15 protein-coding genes and 1 pseudogene are annotated in these 22,392 nt (G+C 44.2%); 3 read left to right on the forward strand and 13 right to left on the reverse strand.

Going from position 1 to position 22,392, the window contains the following annotated elements; all coding sequences use genetic code 11:
• Positions 1-250: hypothetical protein (locus BIY37_RS13760; protein ID WP_230402406.1), on the forward strand; the 250-nt coding region annotated here is incomplete at its 5' end.
• A gap of 335 nt (positions 251-585) precedes the next feature.
• Here BIY37_RS13760 and BIY37_RS01850 read toward each other — a convergent pair.
• From BIY37_RS01850 to nifJ, 5 genes and pseudogenes are all read right to left on the reverse strand, one after another.
• Positions 586-1,773, reverse strand: a complete 1,188-nt coding sequence (locus BIY37_RS01850) for a pyridoxal phosphate-dependent aminotransferase (protein WP_070066148.1) — start codon at positions 1,771-1,773, stop codon at positions 586-588.
• 151 nt (positions 1,774-1,924) lie between these two features.
• Positions 1,925-3,331 carry an FAD-binding oxidoreductase gene (locus BIY37_RS01855; RefSeq protein ID WP_070066149.1) on the reverse strand — a complete coding sequence of 469 codons (1,407 nt, stop codon included), beginning with the start codon at positions 3,329-3,331 and terminating at the stop codon, positions 1,925-1,927.
• Between the two features lie 39 nt (positions 3,332-3,370).
• Positions 3,371-4,462: pseudogene (gene mnmA, locus BIY37_RS01860) on the reverse strand (tRNA 2-thiouridine(34) synthase MnmA); the annotation flags it as partial.
• Between the two features lie 45 nt (positions 4,463-4,507).
• On the reverse strand, positions 4,508-5,317 hold the full coding sequence (locus BIY37_RS01865; protein ID WP_070066151.1) for a site-2 protease family protein: 810 nt from the start codon (positions 5,315-5,317) through the stop codon (positions 4,508-4,510).
• A 1,223-nt stretch (positions 5,318-6,540) separates the two neighbouring features.
• The gene (gene nifJ, locus BIY37_RS01885) at positions 6,541-10,131 is read right to left on the reverse strand and encodes a pyruvate:ferredoxin (flavodoxin) oxidoreductase (RefSeq protein WP_070066153.1); all 3,591 of its coding nucleotides are present in this window, start codon (positions 10,129-10,131) and stop codon (positions 6,541-6,543) included.
• A gap of 668 nt (positions 10,132-10,799) precedes the next feature.
• Between nifJ and BIY37_RS01890 the strand changes: the two genes are divergently transcribed.
• Complete coding sequence (locus BIY37_RS01890) at positions 10,800-12,272, forward strand: DHH family phosphoesterase (RefSeq protein ID WP_070066154.1); 1,473 nt, start codon at positions 10,800-10,802, stop codon at positions 12,270-12,272.
• A 235-nt stretch (positions 12,273-12,507) separates the two neighbouring features.
• On the opposite strand, the gene BIY37_RS01895 is transcribed toward BIY37_RS01890, so the two are convergent.
• Positions 12,508-12,924 carry a hypothetical protein gene (locus tag BIY37_RS01895; RefSeq protein ID WP_230402407.1) on the reverse strand — a complete coding sequence of 139 codons (417 nt, stop codon included), beginning with the start codon at positions 12,922-12,924 and terminating at the stop codon, positions 12,508-12,510.
• Positions 12,925-12,980: 56 nt separating this feature from the next.
• Between BIY37_RS01895 and BIY37_RS13040 the strand changes: the two genes are divergently transcribed.
• A complete protein-coding gene (locus BIY37_RS13040; protein WP_143299126.1) occupies positions 12,981-13,403 on the forward strand; it encodes a hypothetical protein in 423 nt (140 codons plus the stop codon).
• A 558-nt stretch (positions 13,404-13,961) separates the two neighbouring features.
• Here BIY37_RS13040 and BIY37_RS01900 read toward each other — a convergent pair.
• The 7 genes from BIY37_RS01900 to queD form a co-directional block, all read right to left on the reverse strand.
• Positions 13,962-14,978: an SHOCT domain-containing protein gene (locus BIY37_RS01900; RefSeq protein ID WP_080324779.1), complete on the reverse strand. Its 1,017-nt coding sequence runs from the start codon at positions 14,976-14,978 to the stop codon at positions 13,962-13,964.
• A gap of 28 nt (positions 14,979-15,006) precedes the next feature.
• On the reverse strand, positions 15,007-16,365 hold the full coding sequence (gene radA, locus BIY37_RS01905; RefSeq protein ID WP_070066157.1) for a DNA repair protein RadA: 1,359 nt from the start codon (positions 16,363-16,365) through the stop codon (positions 15,007-15,009).
• A gap of 85 nt (positions 16,366-16,450) precedes the next feature.
• Positions 16,451-18,931 (reverse strand): ATP-dependent Clp protease ATP-binding subunit, encoded by a 2,481-nt coding sequence (locus tag BIY37_RS01910; protein WP_070066158.1) that lies wholly within the window; start codon positions 18,929-18,931, stop codon positions 16,451-16,453.
• 23 nt (positions 18,932-18,954) lie between these two features.
• On the reverse strand, positions 18,955-20,007 hold the full coding sequence (locus BIY37_RS01915) for a protein arginine kinase (RefSeq protein ID WP_070066159.1): 1,053 nt from the start codon (positions 20,005-20,007) through the stop codon (positions 18,955-18,957).
• Positions 19,997-20,494 carry a UvrB/UvrC motif-containing protein gene (locus BIY37_RS01920; RefSeq protein WP_070066160.1) on the reverse strand — a complete coding sequence of 166 codons (498 nt, stop codon included), beginning with the start codon at positions 20,492-20,494 and terminating at the stop codon, positions 19,997-19,999. Before BIY37_RS01920 ends, BIY37_RS01915 begins: the two co-directional genes overlap by 11 nt.
• 42 nt (positions 20,495-20,536) lie before the next feature.
• The gene (gene hxlA / locus BIY37_RS01925) at positions 20,537-21,826 is read right to left on the reverse strand and encodes a 3-hexulose-6-phosphate synthase (protein ID WP_070066161.1); all 1,290 of its coding nucleotides are present in this window, start codon (positions 21,824-21,826) and stop codon (positions 20,537-20,539) included.
• Positions 21,827-21,855: 29 nt separating this feature from the next.
• Positions 21,856-22,221, reverse strand: coding sequence for a 6-carboxytetrahydropterin synthase QueD (gene queD, locus BIY37_RS01930; protein ID WP_070066162.1), 366 nt, complete (start codon positions 22,219-22,221; stop codon positions 21,856-21,858).
• Positions 22,222-22,392 lie beyond the last annotated feature (171 nt).

Consider the following 22,392-nt stretch of genomic DNA (forward strand, 5'->3'; position numbering starts at 1 on the left):
CCCTTGTATTTGCTGGCTTAGCAGCTCATACACCCCTCGAATTGCGAAGGTCGGGTTAAGTGTGAATTGTGAAAGTCAGGCTAAGAGGTATTGTGCACTGGGAGTGGTGGCGGCGAATTTACACAAACAGGGGAACGTGCTTCAGGAGAGACGCAAAAGAAGCACGAGAAGCTGCTTAAAAACTACAAGAAACAGCATGACAAGGGAGATACTATCTCCAGACAAGTCTAAAATGAAGGGAAATAAGTAAGAAATACTTTTTTCTGTCAGAAGTCTAACATCAAATTTTATGAAACGATTTTAGTAAGTGTAAAATCGCACTGCCGCTTTTCAAAAAAAGGATGTTTTTCGCTCAGACACTAATTATGTCCTTTTAGGGCTAATCAAGCCACCAGCTACGCTGATAATTCTGGCTCCATTTTTTAGCATTTAGTTATAGGTAATTCAGGATTGCCCCGAGCAATAGAATCCCAAACATCTTCAACAAGTATCGACTTGCCGGATAAACCTGACATGTTTTTTTGCAATTTCGTTTGGCCTTATAAAACTACCCATGATTCAGTTTGTGCTTCTTGAAACGATCCACTAGATGCCCAAAAATTTTTCAAACCGGTCGATCCCCTTTTCAATATTTGCCATAGAAGTTGCATAGGAAATTCTGATGCATTCATCCGACCCAAAAGGGGCACCGGGGACAAAGGCGACGTGTGCCTTTTCGAGTAACAGGTTTACGAAATCAAAAGAGTTTGTGACTGAATGTCCGCCAACTTTCTTTTTGTACAAATCGGATACATTGGGGAAGGCGTAAAAAGCCCCTTGTGGGAGCAAACAAGAAACCGCATCTATCTTGTTGAGCCGCTCAACGATATATTTTCTTCGTCTGTCAAATTCACGTACCATCATTCCGACAAAATCCTGATTGCCTTTCAGCGCCTCCACACCTGCCAGTTGGGTAATGGAGTTGGCTCCGGAAGTTGTATGGTCCTGTATGTTGGTTGCCGCCTTGATGATTTCTTCAGGACCAGCAGCATAGCCTAACCGCCAGCCCGTCATAGAATAGACCTTCGAAAAACCATTCACGGTAATGACTTTTTTGTAGCACTCTTCATGAAAAGCCGCCGGGCTGAAATGTTGGGCGCCGTCGTATAATATCTTTTCGTAAATTTCATCGGAGATTACGTAAAGTCCTCTTTCTACGGCAAAGCCTATAATTTCCCGAAGGTCCTTTTCGGTGTAAACCATACCGGTCGGATTGGCAGGACTATTCATAAAGAGCAATTTTGACCTGGGCGTGATCGCCTTGGCGAGGGATTCCTTAGTTATCTTGAAATGTTCCTTGTCGGTGGTTCTCAGAAATACGGGTGTTGCGCCCGCCATGACCACCATTTCCGGATAACTTACCCAGTAAGGAGTGGGTATAATTGCTTCGTCTCCGGTGTCACATAAAACGAGCACAATATTCAGAATAGCCTGTTTTGCTCCGGCAGAAATGATAATCTGCGAGGGGTTATATTTTACGTGATTTTCATTGAGGAGTTTTTCGCAGATGGCCTCCTTTAATACAGGAGCTCCTGCGGTGGGGGTGTATTTCGTGTAACCGTCCTTGATGGCCTTGATGGCTGCATTTTTCACGTTTTCTGGTGTGTCAAAGTCAGGTTCTCCTGCGCCAAAGCCAATTACATCAACCCCTTTTGCCGCTAGTTGTTTGGCCTTGGCGGTGATGGCAAGCGTTGCCGATGTCTTTACCTCCCTTGCGATCCTTGATAACGTCATATACAAACATCTCCTTTTTTCGTATGGGTACTTTTCTTTAGTTAAAAAACACGGGAGCACCGGGGCACATAGATGAAAAAGTAAAATTTTAAGATAATTATACCGTTCGGAATTCTCTGTGTTTCCGTGTTTCTGTGGTTCACGGTGCCTCTTATTCTAAAAATATTTTGCCGGGATTTAATATGCCTTTGGGATCCAAGAGATGTTTTATGTTCTTCATAATTTCTAATTCTCTCGGTGGAATTTCAAGGGGCAGAAAGGCCGATTTTACATTTCCAATGCCATGCTCGCCGGAAATTGTTCCGCCCACTTCCACGGTGTTGCTGAGGATTTCCTCAATCATCCGCTCTGCCAATGCCTTTTGCTGATCTCCCTTGTCGTACATAACATTTACGTGGATATTGCCGTCGCCGATATGCCCAAAGCTGGCAACTTTTAAGGAAGGATACCGTTTGTGGATACCGTCTATCCTCTCTAATATCTCTAATATCCTGCTGCGTGGAACGCAGATGTCTTCGTTGATTTTATAAGGGGCTATATTGTAAAGCGCCGGGGAAATGGCGCGTCTTACCTCCCAAAGCGCATCGCGCTCTTGAGCATTTTCTGCGGAGGTGACACGGATTGCATTGTTTTTTCTAACAATTTCTTTTACAAGAGACGCTTCAGCTTTAACGCTCGTCTCTCTTCCGTCTATATCAATAAGCAAAAGGGCATCTACTTCATCGGGTATTTGAATTTCCTGCTTGTATCCCTGAATGCAAGTGATGCTCGATTTGTCAATGAATTCTAATGCCCTGGGCAAGAGATTGTTGAGAATTATCTGGTTTGCCGATTGTATAGCATCCTGAGTTGTTGCAAAAAAGACCAAGAGGGTTTCGATCTTTTCCGGCAGTGGCAGCAGTTTTACCGTAATCTGAGTAAACACGCCCAGCGTCCCCTCAGAGCCAACAAACAGGCGGGTAAGATCATAGCCGGTGACGCTCTTCAGTGTCTTGCGGCCTGTGTGGATGACGCTTCCGTCGGCAAGGACAACCTGCAGTGATAGAACGTAATCCCGCGTAACGCCATATTTTAAACCGGTGATTCCACCGGAACATTCAGCTACATTGCCGCCTATCGTTGAGAATGGAGCGCTAGCAGGATCTGGTGGATAAAACAGTTTGTATTTTGCAACCTCGCTTTGGAGCGTTTGGGTAACTACACCTGGTTCTACCGTGGCTGTCAGGTCTTCAGGGCGGATCTCTACAATGTGATTCATTGGGGTGAAATCCAATACTATGCCACCCTTTACCGGCACAGCACCTCCGGTAAGCCCTGAACCTGCACCACGGGGATACACGGGTATTTCGTTCTCATGTGCAAGCTGTAATATGGCAGAAACATGATGGGTAGATCGTGGCCGCACAACAACATCCGGTACGTATTTTTGTTTCGAGCCATCATATGAATAACATATCCGGTCCTCGAGGACGGAAAATACGTTTTCTTTTCCAACGAGCTGGTTTAGTTTTTCTGTAACTAGGGCCGCTTTTGTCTTTTTGCTGGTAGTTGTATTCATGTTTAGCGTTTTAAAGTCCTTTAGTCAGGAGCTTAGTCCTCACCAGTTACTTTTCCTTTCAATCCATCCTCCTCCTATAACCGTCTCGTCATCATAAAAAACGACTGCCTGTCCCGGGGTAACGGCTCTCTGTGGTTCTTTGAAGATGACACGTACCGTATCTGGCTTATAAGGATATACGGTAGCATCTGCCGCAACATGATTGTAACGTATCTTTGCCTGGACGTTCATGGGGGAATCGAGCCTGTCGATCGATATCCAATTTATCATTGACGCTATCAATTCATCTTCCATAAGTTCGGCCTCGGTACCAATCACGACCGTATTTTCCCACGGGTTTATATCGACAACATACCGCGGTGTACCCAGGGCAACGCCAAGCCCTTTACGTTGTCCAATGGTAAAGAAGGGTGACCCAGGATGTCTTCCCAGAATGTTTCCCTGTGTGTCCTTAAGAAGGCCCGGCGTTATCCGGCTTCCGAATCTTTCAGATAAAAGGGAGCGGTAATTGTTGTTAATGACAAAACAGACGTCCTGGCTTTCAGGTTTATCCTTGGTCTTTAAATTTAAGTTCCTGGCGACTTTCCGAACTGCTTCTTTGGTTGTCGTACCCAAAGGAAAGATAGTTCTTAAGAGCTGGTCCTGATTTAATGAGAACAATACGTAGGATTGATCCTTGCGGGAATCCGTACCCTTTTTCAGAAGATACCGGTTATTTGGCTTTTCAACCTTTGCATAGTGCCCGGTTGCAATAAAATCAGCATTCAGCATTTTCGCAAAATCCAGCAATCTGCCAAATTTGAGATCCTGATTGCAGAGGATGCACGGATTTGGGGTTCTGCCATCGAGGTATTCCGTGCAAAAGGTATTAATAATGCGGTCAAAGGCGTCTTTAAAGTTTAGTACATGGAATTGAATACCGAGCAGATCTGCCACGGCACGGGCATCATGTGCATCTTCCAGGCTGCAGCAGACCTTTGTCTTGGTTATCGTATCGAGCTTATCAATACCCAAACGCATAAACAGGCCAACGACTTCATATCCCTGTTCAACCAGAAAATGTGCGGCAACACTGCTATCAACACCGCCACTCATGGCAATAACAACTTTCGTCTTCATACTATAAAAAACCTTTTTCGCTACGTTGTGATTTCGGTGTCACGGTTTCTGTTGTAATCAAAGTTTAAGTGGTACGGGGGTGAAAGAGGTTAAAAATATAATGAACAGAATTATCCCTAGGATCTTGCGTTTGCGGTCGAGGTGGGTAATCTCGTCGATGGGTGCTGGATGTCTGAAGCCAAAGATAAGGAGCAAAATGGCAAAGACCATCCAACCGGGGTATAAAAGGATCGCTATTATGCAAAAGATAAAAATGCCAATGCGGTAAACAATTGCACTCTTTTTACCCAACAATGCATACACGATGTGTCCGCCGTCTAGCTGTCCAATCGGCAGGAGATTTAGTGCGGTGACAAATAATCCTGCCCAGCCCGCAAAGGCGACAGGATGGAGATAGATATCCATTCCATCGGGTAACTGGCCAAATATCAGCTTGGATATACATGAAAACAGGATTGGTTCTCCAAGTCCCAGATAATCAGAGGTATCACTGGGTACGGGGCGTACGTCCGAGAGATTTAAGCCGATAATAATAGCAGGAATAGAAAAGAAGAGTCCCATAAGCGGACCGGCAGCACCGATATCAAACAAAGCCTTCTTGTCTGGTATAAGCCCCTTCATTTTGATCACAGCGCCAAAGGTGCCGAAAGGTGGAAGAGGAAGGGGGAGAAAATAGGGCATCGTAGCGGCAACACGATACTTTCTGCACATGAAAAAGTGTCCCAGTTCGTGGGAAAGCAGAATCGTCATGATGGTAACTGAATACCAAAGACCATTAACATAATACGTGGTCAAAAACGTTGCAATAAAGAGCAATACATGGATGCGCGCTTTGCTAAAGAAATTTTCTGAAGTAACTTGTTCCATAACGTAATGATGTTATCAAAAAAAACCCCCAAATTCAATTGGATTTGCGTGTCCGGCGGAACAATTGCCGGATATGTCTTATGCTGATACATCCTTTCCTTATGTAGTAGTCAGTGTCCGTACAAATATTTTCTGTGTCATCGTGGAAACGAGTGGGTAAAATTTAGGGGGAAAAGGTTGTAATGAGGCATAAAGGAAGGTGAAAGTGAATTGAAGAGGATGAAAAAAAGATGGCAAGATACGACGACAGGAAAAAAGAAGCGGCTCCCGGACGAACATCATTTTCCCCAGGTTTCGTTCGAAGACAGAGACACAGGGGATATTTGGCGATGCAAAGACACGTGTTATCCGACTTGTTCGGACTCAAAAAAACGGTGTTCGGTTGTTGTGGTGAGATGCACTCTAGCTATTAAAACAAGAAGGTCCAGTGGGTACGAGACTTATCCTGTGCAGAGATGCGGGAAGGTCGGGTTAACCCAGAGTCCCGCTGTCGGTTGAAAACGCTGTTAGCTGTTTATTGCGCCAATCTGAGAAGGGCAATGGCTACCTATGAATCAACTTGCTTACCAGCTCTTTTAACGGCGAGGATTGCTTTGCGATGTTGTTTGAGGAAAGACGAACCGTAAGCCGGCCTGAAAATGGCTTTTCTGGCTACTCGTTACGTTGAGCACAGAATTCCAAATAATCGTCAACGGAATCTTGGAATGCTTTTTTAGCTCTTCAACGGACTTGCCTTGAAAAGTAATTACGCCACAGATGCTGACAACTTCACCGTGGAAGAAATTGGCCTCTGAGCCAAACTCGACCCGAGACACATAACCCCTTATACTGCATCATGGTTCAACTCCTGTTCCTATTAAAAACCGACGCATCGGGACGACTGTGCCTTTGTCAGTTTCTTTTCTGGGAAGCAGGCGATGGAATACCGCTCGTACATTATTAAGTACATTCGCACTCGCGAACCTCATCTATCACTAATCTCAGCACCGCATGAAATTCGCAAGCTTTCAATGCCCTTCCAGAGAATATTGGAATGAACTGGAGTCTCAAAGATTGTATGTAACGTTTTAGGAAGCTTAGGCTTCGTTTCTTGGCGACTGGAGTGATAATGTGGGAGCAAGGCGGATCAGCAATATACCGTGTTGTGCAATTTCAGCACGGACAAACTACGTTTGTCCGTGCCATTGCAATTATTTTATTTATGCCCATGATTCTTCCTGGCATTACTGACTCTGCGCTGGAGACCATGCTGCCTGATGCTTGAGCAGTTTCCATCTCCTCTGGATTTCTGTCTCCGCCTGCTTCATAAGCGCTGCGGCAACCTCAGGATTGCTTGCCTTTAGTGCCCGGTAGCGATTTTCATGATAAGCATATTCTTCAAAGGGAACGGACGGGTCTTTGCTGTCCAGAACCAACGGGCTTTTCCCCTGGGCCTCGAGCTGAGGATTATACCGGTAGAGAGGCCAGTAGCCGCTCGCTACGGCATTCTTCTGTTGCTCGATACCCCTGCTCATGTCGATACCATGCGCAATACATACCGAATAAGCAACAATGAGCGCAGGGCCGTTATAGGCCTCTGCCTCCGTAATCGCCCTGACGGTCTGCGCAAGATTTGCACCGAAAGCTATCTGGGCAACATATACTTTACCATAGGTGGCTATCATCAAGCCGATATTTTTTTTAGGAGTTCTCTTTCCGCCCGCTGCAAACTGGGCAATTGCCCCCAGTGGTGTAGCCTTGGACATCTGCCCGCCGGTATTCGAATAAACCTCGGTATCCATAATAAGGAGCTTTATGTTTTCACCTGATGCCAGTACATGATCAACCCCGCCATATCCAATATCATAACCCCACCCATCACCACCAATCGACCATACCGATTTCTTCACCAGGTAATCAGCAAGGGAGAGGAGGTTTTTTGCATCAGGTGCGGCATCCTTTGATAACCTTTTTTTCAGCTCTTCTACACACACCCTCTGTTTGTCAATCCCTTCCTGGGTAGACTGGTCGGCATTTTTCAATGACTCAAAAAGTTCTTTTGCATCCGCATACCCAGGGGTCTTGGCCAGCTTATCCAGTAATTCCACTGCCTGTGAGTGAAATTTGTCCACGGTCTGTCTCATGCCGAGACCAAATTCAGCCGTATCCTCAAAAAGAGAATTTGACCACGCAGGTCCGCGCCCGTCGGCCCTTTTGGTATAAGGTGTTGTTGGTAAATTGCCGCCATAAATAGAGGAGCAGCCGGTGGCGTTGGCAATAATCAAGCGGTCGCCAAACAACTGGGTAAGCAACTTTATGTAGGGAGTCTCACCGCAACCCGGACAGGCACTGTGATACTCAAAGAGCGGCTTTACAAACTGGCTCCCCTTTACGGAATTGGCATTAAACTTCGAAGTGTCCGTTTCGGGAAGATTGAGAAAGAATGCATAATTCTCTGCCTCTATCTGGCGAAGCGGCTCCTGAAGCTTCATATTAATAGCCTTGACACCAGGAATCTTGTTCCCCTGCGCATCCTTCTTTTGGCCTGGGCAGTTAAACACACAGGAACCGCATCCGGTACAATCTTCCGGCGCTACCTGAACGGTAAACTTGAGCCCTTTCAGTTCTTTTCCTGTTGCGTCAACTGATTTGAAATTTTGAGGTGCACCCAGTAATGATGCGGAATCATACGCTTTTATCCGGATTGTTGCATGAGGACAGACAAATGAGCATTGACCGCATTGAATACAGGCATCAGGCTCCCATTCGGGGATATGCACCCCGATATTTCTCTTTTCATACTGTGTCGTCCCGGTTGGCCAGGTGCCATCTGCAGGTATAGCAGAAACGGGCAGGCTATCTCCTTTGTTGGCAACCATCTTTGCCGTTACCTTCTTAACAAAATCAGGTGCATCTTCAGGCACCGGAGGTCGCATCCTGATCTTGCTGGTAATCTTATCGGGCACTTTTACCTCTACAATGTTCTGAAGCGCCTTGTCTACTGAGGCATAGTTCATCTTCACTACGTCCTCACCTTTTTTGATATACGTTTTTTTGAGTTCCGCCTTAATTGCCTCAATGGCCTCTTCCTTAGGAATAATGCCTGAAATAACAAAGAAGGCGGTCTGCATGATGGTATTAATCCTTGAACCCAACCCGATCTCTTCGGCGAGAGCGATAGCGTTAATAATATAGAACTTCATTTTCTTTGCGATAAGCTGTTCCTGCACCTCAATCGGCAGACTGTCCCACACTTCATCTTTATTGTGAGAGGTAGTAAGTAAAAATGTTGCGCCTTCCTCCGCACTGGATAACATGTCGAATTTTTCAAGAAATGAAGGATTGTGACAGGCTATGAAATCTGCCTTCGAAACAAGATAGGGATTGAGTATCTTGTCCTTTCCAAAGCGCAGATGGGATACCGTTGTTGAACCCGATTTTTTTGAGTCATACACAAAGTAACCCTGCGCATAATTATCCGTTTCAGAGCCGATAATCTTAATTGTGTTTTTATTTGCACCAACGGTGCCATCCGCACCCAGCCCGTAAAACAGCGCCCGGTATGCCCCCTTCCCTTCTATCGTAAAGGATTCGTCGTAAGCAAGGCTGGTGCCCGTGACATCATCATTGATACCAATGGTAAAGTGGTTCTTTGGTTTGTCCTGTGTAATATTGTCAAACACGGCCTTCACCATCGCAGGGGTAAAATCCTTTGAACCGAGCCCATAACGGCCTCCGACCACCACCGGATAATCCTTAAATTTTGCTATGCCTTTATCCATTGCTTCGCCGATGGCCGTTCTCACATCAAGGTATAAGGGTTCACCAATAGCGCCGGGTTCCTTGGTGCGATCAAGGGCGGCAATTGCTTTTACACTAGCCGGTAAACTATCAGCAAAGGCAGCTACATCAAATGGCCGGTAAAGTCTCACCTGAACGAGCCCCAGTTTTTCTCCCTTCGCATTGAGATTCTGGATGGTATTGAGTACCGTCTCTCCGGCTGAGCCCATAATGATAATAACGCGTTCCGCATTGGGTGCACCAGAATACTCAAAGAGTTTGTACTGACGTCCGGTAATCTTTGCGAACTTGTTCATTGCCTTCTGCACAATAGCCGGAGTTGCTTGATAATATTTGTTAACCGTTTCCCGACCCTGGAAATATACATCCGGGTTCTGCGAGGTGCCGCGGATATTGGGGTTGTCTGGGGTAAGCCCCCTCTTGCGGTGGGCTATAACAAGCTCATAATCAATCATCGCCCGCATATCATCGAAGGAAACCTCTTCAATCTTTTGTACCTCGTGAGACGTCCTGAAACCGTCGAAGAAGTGCATAAATGGTATTCTGGATTCGAGGGCAGACGCCTGGGCAATTAAGGCGAAGTCCATCGCCTCCTGCACGTTTTTTGAGCATAGCATGGCAAAGCCTGTGGATCGCGCAGTCATGACGTCTGAATGATCGCCAAATATGGATAGTCCCTGACATGCCAGGGAACGGGCGGTTATATGAAATACCGTTGGGGCAAGTTCTCCGGCAATCTTGAACATGTTCGGAAGGAGCAACAAAAGCCCCTGAGAACAGGAAATAGTGGTTGCCAGTGCGCCTGTTGTCAGTGACCCGTGCACGGCGCCTGCAACGCCTGCCTCCGATTGCATCTGACTTACCTTCGGCACCGAACTCCATATATTTACCTGCCCGGCAGCCGACTTTGCATCGCAGATTTCCGCAATAGGCGAAGAAGGAGTTATGGGGTAAATTGTAATAATTTCATTTGTGGCGTGCACCACATGTGCACACGCCGTACAACCATCAACCGTTATCATTTTACGACTCATACATTCTCCTTGTTGGTCTTGGTGTTGAGAAAAAACCTGACGCGGCCATACCGCAACCCAATCCCTTTCCTAGTAAGGGATGTGTAAAAAACTCAGCAAAGAAAGATTTTATATGATTTTTTCGTCTCAAATCGTAATTTAATTGTATAGAAATTTTCATTTTATTTAAGCGAGTTACCGGGTGGCACTAACAAACGTCGTTTGTCAGTGTGATATATTCCAAATCCGTGTGTATATTCAAACAACATGGACAAACTAGCTTGCTGTTTGGCTGATCCTTCGGCAGGCTCAGAATGTAGCGCCGTGCATGATGGGTCTGACGAACCATCACGACGAAGTCCATACCACCTTGTACCCGAAGACATAACTTGTGATCCGTAAACTTGCTATCTATTTTCATTGTACCCTAGTGTCTCTGTGGTAAATACAAATGATATTCATTTAACATACATTATTTTTCCCACATTGTCGAGGAAATATATTTTCTATGTAAAAACTCGACCACAAAACGACGTCCATATTATGGTTCACAAAGTTAACTCCTATCTTTGTAAAAGGTTAAAATTAAAACGGAAACATTTTTAATGTTGACTTCAAAAAGACATGAACGTATAATGTTCTTCCTTTGGATTTTTCCTGGAGAAGAATTTCTGTAAAAGGATACGTCGATGTATATTATTCTTGGATACGATGAAATCGCCCATGCTCTGGCCAGAAATTTAAGCAGGTCTGGCGAGGAAACCCTGGTGGTTGGCAATGACGAGGCTGTTTTTGCGGGCTTAAAAGAACCCAATCTGCGCACCGTGGTTGCCGATATTCATACCGTAGACTTTGGTTCGTTACCGATGAAAAATGCCATTGCCCTTATCCTTCTTCAGAAAACGTACGATGACAATTTGATCTTAGCAAACCGTATCAGGAAGTTATTTCCGGATAAATTTATCTTATCGCGCGCAACCGATGATACAGAGGATGCTGAATTATTAAAGAACGGTACAGATCGTACCGTGCAAACCGTTAGGATTATTGCCAATGCATTACAGAACGAGCTAGAAACTGCAAAGCTGAAAAGGTCTGTTTTCCGTTTAGTAAGTGTTATTCAGGCGGCAAAGAGCAAAGGACTGGCTATTTTTTTGCAGGATAATCCGGATCCCGACGCCATTGCCTCTGGATTTGCACTTAAACGAATTGCTGAAAAATATAATATTAAATCCAATATTTATTACGGTGGAAATATCGGTCATCAGCAAAATAAGACCCTCGTCAATTTGTTGGAAACTGATCTGATTCGGTTAAAAACCACGGATGAGGTGCTGAAAATAATTAATGCAGCGGATAAGGTAGCATTAATAGAAGCGTCTATTCCTTCAAAAAATAATATATTGCCAATAGATACGATTCTTCACATTATCATTGACCATCATCAAACGGACTTTAGCCTTGTTAAAGGTGAGTTTGTTGAAATTTTACCCCATATTGGCGCCACGTCTACAATCATGACACGGTATTTGAGGCATCTGAATATTGTTCCTGATCCACCCCTTGCCACGGCCCTTCGTTATGGAATACGGGTAGACACAGGAGGTTTTACCAGGAATACAACCACGGAAGATCTCGACGCAGCGGCTTACCTCTCGCCTTTACTGGATACGGCGCTCTTAAATCAGATCGAAAATCCTCCCATGAGCGCAGAAACCATGGATATCATCGGAAAGATTATACGAAACCGTGAAATACGGGGTTCGTATCTGATATCTTTTGCAGAATTTATAACTGACCGAGACGCATTACCGCAGGCGGCTGAATTGATGTTGCAAATGGAGGGCGTATCTACCGTTCTCGTTTTTGGTATCGACAAGGATAAAGTCCAGCTATCGGCGCGAAGTGTAGATTCAAGGATCAATCTCGCATTTTTATTACAAAAGGCTTTTGGATTTATGAATGCAGGTGGGCATGCCAACATGGCGGCAGGAAGTATCGACTTGGGGATTTTTGGAGACGTGAACGATAAGAAATCACTTTCAAGAATTACACTTGATGCGGTAAGAAAAAAGTTTTTTTCTGCGGCAGGAATAGACATAGAAAAACGGGAAATACCCGACGACTTAGAATTAATGGTCGGCAACAGCATTAAGGATTAATCGTAATAACTATTTGAAAAATTAAGGAGGGGCATTATGAGGAAAGGGTTTTGGGTGTTAGGTTTAATAAGTCTTACCATTTTTTTAAGTTCTTGTGTTACCACAGAAACACAAGTCAAGGAAACACCACAAGTAAAAGCGGAGACTCTGAAAGAGACCAAAAGACCGCAGGCAATACCAATACCTACTCCAGAAAAAACTGTTGCCCCTGAAACTCAAGTAACAAAACCGGAAATCACTCTGATGTCCAAGCCAACAGTGTCAGAGACGCCGGTAGCACCTGAAGCTCCTGTGACACCGGCTGTAGTGTCCGAGGCTCCACCAGTATCTGAAATTCCTGAAGCGCCAAAGGCACCGGCGTTACCGGAAGTACCGGCTGAACCAGAGGCACCAGCAATGCCGGAGGTCCCAGCGGTGCCTGAAGCAGCAAAGGCACCGGAAGTACCGGCAGTACCTGAAGCTCCAGCAATACCAGAGGTCCCAGCAGTACCTGAAGCAGCAAAGGCACCGGCATTACCGGAAGTACCGGCAGTACCAGAAGCTCCAGCAATGCCAGAGGTACCAGCGGTACCTGAAGCACCAAAAGCCCCAGTTGTACCAGAAATTCAAGCTGCACCAGAGGCTCCACATGCCGCTGCCCCGGAAATACCATCAGTAAAACCTCAGGAAGAAAAAACAGAAGCATTATCGCAGGAAAAAAAGGAATCTATGGCTGAAACACTGCACAAATGTGCAACTTGTAATAAGGAAGTTGGGGAAGGACATATTTGTGGTGTTACCACATATTGTCAGCAATGTAAAGAGGAAGTGGGCAGTGGTCACATTTGTGATTTAACGTACTTTTGTAAGGATTGCAAAAAAGAGGTGGGGGACGGACATATCTGCGGAGTAACTACTTTTTGTTCAACGTGTGAAGAAGAAGTAGGTCCAGGTCATATCTGTGATATTACTTACTTCTGTTACGATTGCGAGAAAGAGGTGGGAGATGAACATATTTGTGGTGTAACTCATTTTTGTCCTATCTGCAAAGCAGAAGTTGGAGCAGGGCATGAATGCGGAAAGACGTATTTCTGCTTTGATTGCGAGAAGGAGGTTCCCAAAGACCATCAGCATGAACCGTCGGAAAAGTAATCGTCCAATATCAGCATTTGCAGAATGTAATTTTTGCAAAGTTCTTTGAAGTTATTGTGACAGTAGATAGCAGCGAAAGATATGCAATTAACTCTGCGAGGGTGCCAGAAAAGAGTATGTTTCCTGATTTGAAAGGATTGGTTTTATAACGGATTTATTGTATGTTCTTTAATACGGCAGGCAAAAGTTGTCCTGTTGCCTGCCGTAGGTCAAAGCCCTTATAATAGCACTGACAATAACTGTATGTGACTCCCTTCTGGGCGAAGTAGGATGTCGTGTTTACGAAGAAGAGATTTCTAACTTTGCCATCGGCTTAAGGTTCTGTGAAGCGTTGGAATATTTTGCTATTTGCAAAAGGTACAACGGTACATGGTATTTTATAATTCATTTATCATCAAAATGTTATAAATATTTTACCGTTGTTAGTTATTTCAAAAAATTAAGTAAACAGTCTCTCTTTCTTAATAAAACATTGCTTTTTGATTTAAATTGAAACCGGACAATACCGATGATGATTCGAAATAATAATTTTATCCGCGACGTTAAACGATCGTGTGGTTAAAACTGATCTAATAATTCCTTTTTCTTTTCTGTGTAATCTGTTTCCGTGATAAGCCCTTCGGTTTTGAGATCTTTTATCTCCTGTAACTGTTCCTTTATGCCCAGATTTCCCATGGCCTCTCTGAGTATTTTAGCCTTTTTGTAGTCGTAATCTTCTGCGGAAATAATTCCCTCATCAACCATTTCACGCAAGAGCATCAGCTTATTTTTTATTTTACTTTCCTGACGGTTTTCTTTTATAAGGATTGATGGATTCGGTGCGTGCGTTTCGCCAGTACCACCCATTTTTTCTTCCAATTTTTTTAGGCGAGTATCCAGTTCAGACGTTCCCACCTTGATCTTTTCATCAATCGTTCCTGTCCGTTGTATTACAGGCTGCTGGTAGATTTTATCCGACAGATCAATAACCAACCAGTTTTCATGATTTGATTCTAATCGTTGTCCGGCTGCGGGAATCAGCTTCCAAAAGCGACTACGCTTTATTTGAGCAGGGTTTTCTTTTTTTGTTGTATATTGTTTCTTCTCCGACATAGTATCATTATACGTTTGCAGCATATGAACTCGGCTAAAGGCTATGTTGAGGCTATGATCTAAAATAAATGCGATACAGTAATTTTGCTGGTCCGTTAAAAGTAAACGCTCTGAATAGGATGAAATAGCAATAACCTGGGAAGGTGTTGCTACGGAAAATGCCTGTATAATCAACGGAACTAATTTTCGTATCTCATCATCCTGAAAAACGCGCAAGGCACCTTTCTTCTTTAATAGCCCTTTTTCTTCAAAATAAATATTGGATAATGCATTCGTGATAACATTCTCCTGGAATTTATACGGATGATCACATTGAATGTAGCGGCCATTTTTCTTCACCTTTAACTCTTCGTGCTTTACAATAATCTGGCCGTCGGTGTAGGTATCAGCATGGGTCTCGTGAAACTCTCGCACATATATCATGCAGATAATTCCTATAAGAAGGATGGTCTGCTTCCATCGGCAATTATTAATTAACTGCATAGCTATCTGCAACAATCTATGGGTCCTTTTATCCAATGATTTCTACGGATTCAGAAAGATAGCATATTTCGATCAGTTCTATCTTTAAGTCTTTACTAATTCCCTTCGCATTATCCTTTGGAATAACTGCTCTTTTAAACCCCAGTCGTTGTGCCTCTTTCAGCCGGATTTCCATCTGACTTACACTGCGAACCTCTCCGCCCAGACCTATCTCTCCAACAAATACCGTGTCCGTTGGAATCGCCTTTTCTTTAAAACTCGATGCAATAGTCATCGCAATACCCAAGTCTGCAGCGGGTTCGTCTACCTGTACACCACCTACAATATTCACAAATACATCCTGCCCTCCCAGCCTTAACCCTATCCGTTTTTCCAGAATAGCAAGGATCATGGAGACCCGATTGTAGTCAACCCCGCTTACCTTCCGCTCAGGCATGCCAAAATTTGCACGTGCCACCAGCGCCTGTATCTCAACAAGCAAGGCACGCGTGCCTTCCATGCAGGAGATAATAGTAGATCCTGCACTAACCCTTCTGCCTAGAGAAATGAATATCTCCGATGGGTTGTCTACGGGTTGCAAGCCATTTTTTCTCATCTCAAAAATTCCGATTTCATCGGTAGAACCAAACCGATTTTTAACTACCCGCAGGATACGATAATACTGGAATTTTTCCCCTTCAAAATATAAAACGGTATCTGCCATATGTTCCAGCACTTTGGGTCCGGCGATAATGCCCTGTTTGGTTACGTGGCCTACCAGGAAAATCGCAGATCCTGTGGACTTAGCGATTGAAATGAGATCGTTCGCACATTGCCGTACCTGTGCAACTGTACCAGGGGCCGAATCCAATTGAGGTTTATATATCATTTGAATGGAATCAATCACTACAAGGGCAGGACGGGAGTTATGAATATTTTCCAGGATGAACTCGAGATTCGTTTCAGCAACAACCAGCAAATTTTCTGACAAAATGGATAGCCGTTCAGCGCGCAGTTTTGTTTGTGCCACGGACTCTTCGCCGGTTACATAAAGGGTTATGTACCCTTTCTGACTAATGAGCTGACAAACCTGTAACAGAAGGGTAGATTTCCCTATTCCAGGCGTTCCTCCAATCAATACTGCGGAACCATTAATCAGTCCACCGCCCAAAATCCTATCAAACTCTTTCATCCCCGTTTCAATACAGGGGCATTCTTTTAATTTTACATTCGTTATCGGTTGTGGCAATTCCCGATGGAGCACAACTGATCTGTAGGCGGAACCGGGAGGAGTGGTAATTTCTTCGATAGTTGAGTCCCATTCTCCGCAACCACCACAACGTCCGACCCATTTCAGGCTTTTCCAGCCACAATGCTGACAGACATAAACCGCACCTGTTTTTGTCATATTGGTGTAAAAAAAATGTTAGAGAAACAAAAAAGGGAAGAGCTTTACTCTCCCCTTTTTTATTTCACTTTACAACCCGTTTCATTCACAGACTGCTTTCTGCATTCGTCAACGCAGGTTCCTGGGTTTCAAGTACCTCATCAAAAACCAGTTTGCCATCATGAACCCTAGCCTTTACATGCTTCTTTCCCTCAAATCTGCCCTGGAGAATCTCCTCAGAAAGCGGGTCCTCCAAATAACTTTCAATTGCTCTTCGAAGCGGACGTGCACCAAAATTTTGATTGTATCCTTTTTCTATCAAGAAATCTAATACCTCATCCGTCAAGGTAACACTGATATTGTAATTTTCCAGCCTCTTCCTAACGCCCTTTAATTCAATTTCTATGATCCGTTTCAAATCCTCTTTCGTCAGGGGTTTAAAAACGATAATATTGTCTACCCGGTTTATGAATTCCGGACGGAAATGTTTGTCGACTTCTTTCTTTAATTGCTCTTTCATCATTTCATAGGTGTGCTCGTCGGTCACTTTTTTGAAACCCAAAGATGCCTGATTCTTAATTACATCGGCGCCAATATTTGACGTCATAATGATGACCACGTTGCGAAAATCTATGTGACGTCCGAAACTATCCGTCAGTTTTCCATCCTCCATAATTTGTAACAGCATATTGAATACGTCCGGATGGGCCTTCTCAATTTCATCCAGCAAAACAACGGCATAAGGTCGGCGGCGAATCTTTTCCGTGAGTTGCCCTCCCTCATCATAGCCAACATAGCCTGGAGGCGCACCGATCAAACGTGAAATGTTATGTTTTTCCATGTATTCTGACATATCGATCTGGATGAGAGCCTCTTCTTCCCCAAATAAAAACTTCGCTAAAGATCTTGCAAGGTGAGTCTTGCCGACACCCGACGGTCCCACAAATATGAAAGAGGCAACAGGACGGTTTGGATTCTTCAACCCGGCGCGAGAGCGGCGTATAGCTTTCGCTACTGCCTTCGTCGCCTCCTCCTGGCTTATCACCATTTTATGGAGTTCTTCTTCCATCCGGAGCAACCGTTTGGCTTCCGCAGATTCTATACGCGTCATAGGAATTCCTGTCATTTTAGAAACAACTTCAGCAACGATTTCACTATCCACCACACCCTCGACTTCGGCTCTTGTTTCCCGCCATTCTTTTTCAATGGTTTCCTTTTTCTTTTTTAGCTTATCGGCTTTATCCCGCAAACGGGCAGCCCTTTCAAAATCCTGGATTGCAACGGATTCATCTTTGTCCTTTTCCAGTTTATTAATTTCTTCCTCTATATGACGCAAATCGGGCGGCTGGGTCGTCGCCTTCAGTCGTACCCGTGCGCATGCTTCGTCGAGTACATCAATTGCCTTATCCGGAAGGTATCTTCCCGTGATATATCGAATGGACAACTCGGCTGCAGACTCTAATGCGTCATCCATAATTTGAACCTTATGATGCGCTTCATAGCGATCACGAAGTCCTTTTAATATTTCAATAGTTTCTTCCTTTGTTGGGGGTTCAACAACGATGGTTTGAAATCGTCTTTCTAAGGCACCATCTTTTTCAATATATTTTCTGTATTCATCCAGAGTGGTGGCGCCAACGCACTGTATTTCTCCCCGTGACAGCGCTGGTTTTAATACATTGGAAGCATCAATGGCGCCTTCTGCGCCACCTGCCCCAACCAAGGTATGGAGTTCATCAATAAAAAGGATGATGTTTTTTGCCCTTTTTACTTCTGACATTACAGCTTTAATCCGCTCTTCAAACTGTCCTCGGTACTTCGTGCCTGCAACCATCATGGCAAGGTCTAAGGCTACGATCCGTCGATCACGCAATAGTTCAGGAATATTTCCCTGAACAACAGCCTGCGCAAGACCCTCAACGATGGCGGTCTTTCCGACGCCTGCTTCGCCCAACAATACGGGATTATTTTTTGTCCTGCGGCACAGAACCTGGATCACCCGTTCAATCACATCCTGTCGGCCGATAACGGGATCGAGTTCGTGTTCGCGGGCTTGCTGGGTAAGGTCACGACCAAAAGAATCCAATGCAGGCGTTTTTGACTTCCCCTTCTTTTCTTCTTTTTCTTGGGTCATGCCACCCTGAACCGACTCAGAACCCAAGAGACCAATAACCTCTTCCCGGACATCCTCGAGTTTTACTCCCAGATTAAGCAACACCTGCGCAGCGACACCTTCCTGCTCTCTCAACAACCCAAGCAATAAGTGCTCAGTTCCAATATAATTATGCCCCAATGCCCGCGCCTCTTCCATTGCATATTCCAGCACTTTTTTCACGCGTGGGGTAAAGGGTAGCTGTCCCACGGAAACCAGGTCAGACCCGCTTTGAACAATTTTTTCCACTTCCAAACGGATCTTTTTTAGCTCGATATCCAGATTTTGTAAAACATTAGCTGCAACCCCGCTTCCTTCTTTCACCAGGCCTAACAAAATGTGCTCCGTTCCAATATATTCGTGATTAAACCGCCTGGCCTCTTCTCGTGCAAGCGCCATAACCTTTCTGGCGCGGTCAGTAAAACGATCAAACATAAATGCACCTATCCTTTCAAGCTTTATATCATTTCCAGGCGTTTTCTTACATATGCTGCGCGAATAACATTTCTTTGTTGGGAAGTAAGCTCGCGCCCTTCTAACTTTTGTAAATGCCCCGGTAATGTGAGAATGAAAAGCTCATTTAAAGTTTTCATTTCAATATCGTTAATTATTCCCAGATTAACTCCCATGCGAACCTGCGACAATAGATGCATGATTTCTTCTGAAGAAATTATCCTCGCTACCTTAAGCATCCCGTATGACCGCCATATGCGATCCTCTAGTTGTTCGCGGCTCTCGGAAATCAAGGCTTTTCTTGCCATCCGTTCATAACTCGTAATCCTGGGAATTACCCCTTCGATAATTTCAATAATTTCCGTCTCGGACTTGCCGAGGGTAAACTGGTTTGATATCTGATATAAATCTCCGGAAACCTGAGTCCCCTCACCATATAAACCCCGCACGATCAGACCAAGCTTCATAACCGCATTGAAGACTTTTTCGATATGATGCGTCATTCCTAACGCTGGTAAATGCATCATAACGGACGCCCTCATTCCTGTGCCAACATTAGTAGGACAGGCTGTCAAGTAACCAAAACGCGATGAATAGGCATAATTCAATCTTTTCTCTAATTTATTATCAACCTCGTCGATCGTCTTCCATGCTTCTTTGAGTTCAAACCCTGAACGAATTACCTGTATTCGCAGATGATCTTCTTCGTTTACCATCAGACTAATAGTCTCTGATTTTCCAAAAGCCACACCTCTTTCACCTTCTCCTCCGGCGTGTTCCCGGCTAATAAGATGACGTTCTACAAGAAAAAGCCTGTCTACAGGGTCAATGTCCGCAAGATTTATATACCGGAGATCCGACGTAATTTCAGCTTCCTTAATTTTATTCCTTACAATTTCTTCCAGCTCTCTTTTTTGTTTTACATTAGCCCTTGAAAGAAAAGGGAATCGCGCCACATTTCTCGCAAGACGAATTCGGCTGCTGATAACAATATCCGATTCAGCCCCTGTGCCTCTAAGCCATTCTCCGGTATTATCCGCCAGGTCGCTAATCTTCATTGGTATCGCCTGAAAGTTCATAAATCCTATCCCGTAGCTCGGCAGCCTTTTCGTAATCTTCTTTTTCCACAGCTTTGTTCAGTTCATTTCGTAACTGCATAAGCTCATTCTTTTTGATCAATTCTTTTCCGGCCATTGATGGCACTTTTCCCACATGCTGGGTGCTCCCGTGCATCTTTTCTAACAAGGGAATCAATCCTTTTCTAAAAATCGTATAATCCATAGGGCAACCCAGTCGCCCGTGAGAGCGAAATTCTAAATAGGACAGTCCACATACCGGACAAACAATCTTGGACATTTCATTAATTTCTGGGGCAACCTGATTAATGAGACTTGTCAGAATTTCGGTAGGAGAAGGTATTTTGGCAAGCTGTTTGTTGATACCCTGTGCACAGTCTTCGCAGAGATGCCGTTCTTTTTTTGCAGTGCCAACAATCTCTGTTAAATGCACCGTTGCGTGCTTTTTATTACAAGATTCACATTTCATTCTTTGTATATCCTGATTGAATCTTAAATGCTAGTTCTCAATTTATTCTTTTTCCCATTTTAACACATCTATAACTTTTCCTAAAGAACTTTTTTCTGATGCAATCTCTTCCCGAATCCTATTTTCCTTTTCCAGACAGTCCATGCCATAATTAATCCAGACATCGGCTGACGACTGAGGAATTACCATTAATCCATCATCGTCGCCCAGAATCCAGTCTCCCGGATTGACTCGAATTCCTGATACATAAACTGGAATATTAATTTCTCCAAACCCTTTGGGTTCACCGGCGGTCGGCATTATCATTTTTGTAAAGGCAGGAAATTTTAATTTTCTAATCTCTGCCACATCCCGCATTGCTCCCCAAACCACAACACCACTGATCTTTTTTTGCATTGCGCTATGGGTTGCCAATTCTCCCCATACTGCAGGGCCTACACCTCCCGCATCAACAACAATCACATCTCCTTCTTTTGCAACATCTATTGCTTCAACGGGTTTTGCCCAATCACCAGGATATGTCCGAACCGTAACAGCATTCCCGATGATTTTGATATTTTGGTAGAGCGGATATAATTCGGTAATACCTTTTGCGCGATGACTGCCATCAGAAACGTTTGCCGTAGAAAGTTTCTCAAGGGCTTGACGTACTCCTTCATGCGTCGCCCTTTTAAAAAATGTTGTGGGAATCTTTTGGTTTTCCCGAATGGAGCGCTTGATACTTTCTGCTGCAGCCTTTACATTCTCCGATTTGGTGATGTACCCGCCAACAATGATGATGCTTGCCCCGGCATTTACAGCGTCCACCGCATTTTCAGAAGTTATACCACCTGCCACAGCAATAGGTATTCTTATTTTGTCGGAAATGCGGCGCAAGCTGTTGAACGGTGTTTTTCCATACATTTGATCATCTATTGCAGCATGAACTCCAACATAGGTTGCTCCCCATTTCTCTATAGCAACAGCACGATCCTCAATGTTAAAATCATTTATACAATCCACGCATATTTTTATACCATAGTTTTTTCCTGCTTCGATACACTCCTTGATAGTTGAATCCGGGGCATCCGCCATAACAACGGCAATATCAGCACCTGCCTTGGCAGCCATTTCCATCTCTGCACGACCGGCGTCCATGGTTTTCATGTCAGCAATCAATGTCGTCCTGGGGAACAACTTTCGAAAATGACGTATTGCGTTCATTCCCTCGCTTTTGATGAGTGGCGTGCCAATCTCCAGCCAATCTGCCCCACCATCAAGCGATTCCCTGGCAACGTTGATTGCTCTGTGAAGGTCGACAAAATCAAGGGCTACCTGTAATATTATCGCCATACGTATATACTCAGATTATTAAAGAACTACTACTCGAAATACGAAGCGCCACAACGGTCTGATTCCCAAGTCGTAACTTTTTCTACCTTTACTCCGTTTGGGAGACCATGCCGCAATTCTCCATACAGTATTTTAGATAGATTTTCGGTAGTGGGGTTTACCTCTGCAAAATCTGCGAGTTCATTTAAATAAACGTGATCAAACCTGTTCATGATTTCCCCAATAATCCTTTTTGCATCTCTAAAATCCATAACCATACCTGATTTATCTAGCTTTTCCGACCTCAATATAACCTGTACCTTCCAATTGTGACCATGAAGCCTTTCGCATTGGCCTTTATACTCCCGTAAATTATGCGCTGCAGCAAAATCGGTTTCAATTATAAGTTCGAACATGTATTAATAAGTTACAAAATGTCAGATTTCCGCGATTTTTCAGTTACTTTACAAAGAAGTGATAAGAAAATCTTATCATTCACAAAAATAAAAGTCAAGGGATTTCTAATTGTTTATTTTGACTTAAACACTCGTTGCTACAAAACATAGGATAATTTAAAATCTATAAGA

It is taken from the genome of Candidatus Brocadia sapporoensis (assembly GCF_001753675.2).
GTDB classification, from domain to species: domain Bacteria; phylum Planctomycetota; class Brocadiia; order Brocadiales; family Brocadiaceae; genus Brocadia; species Brocadia sapporoensis.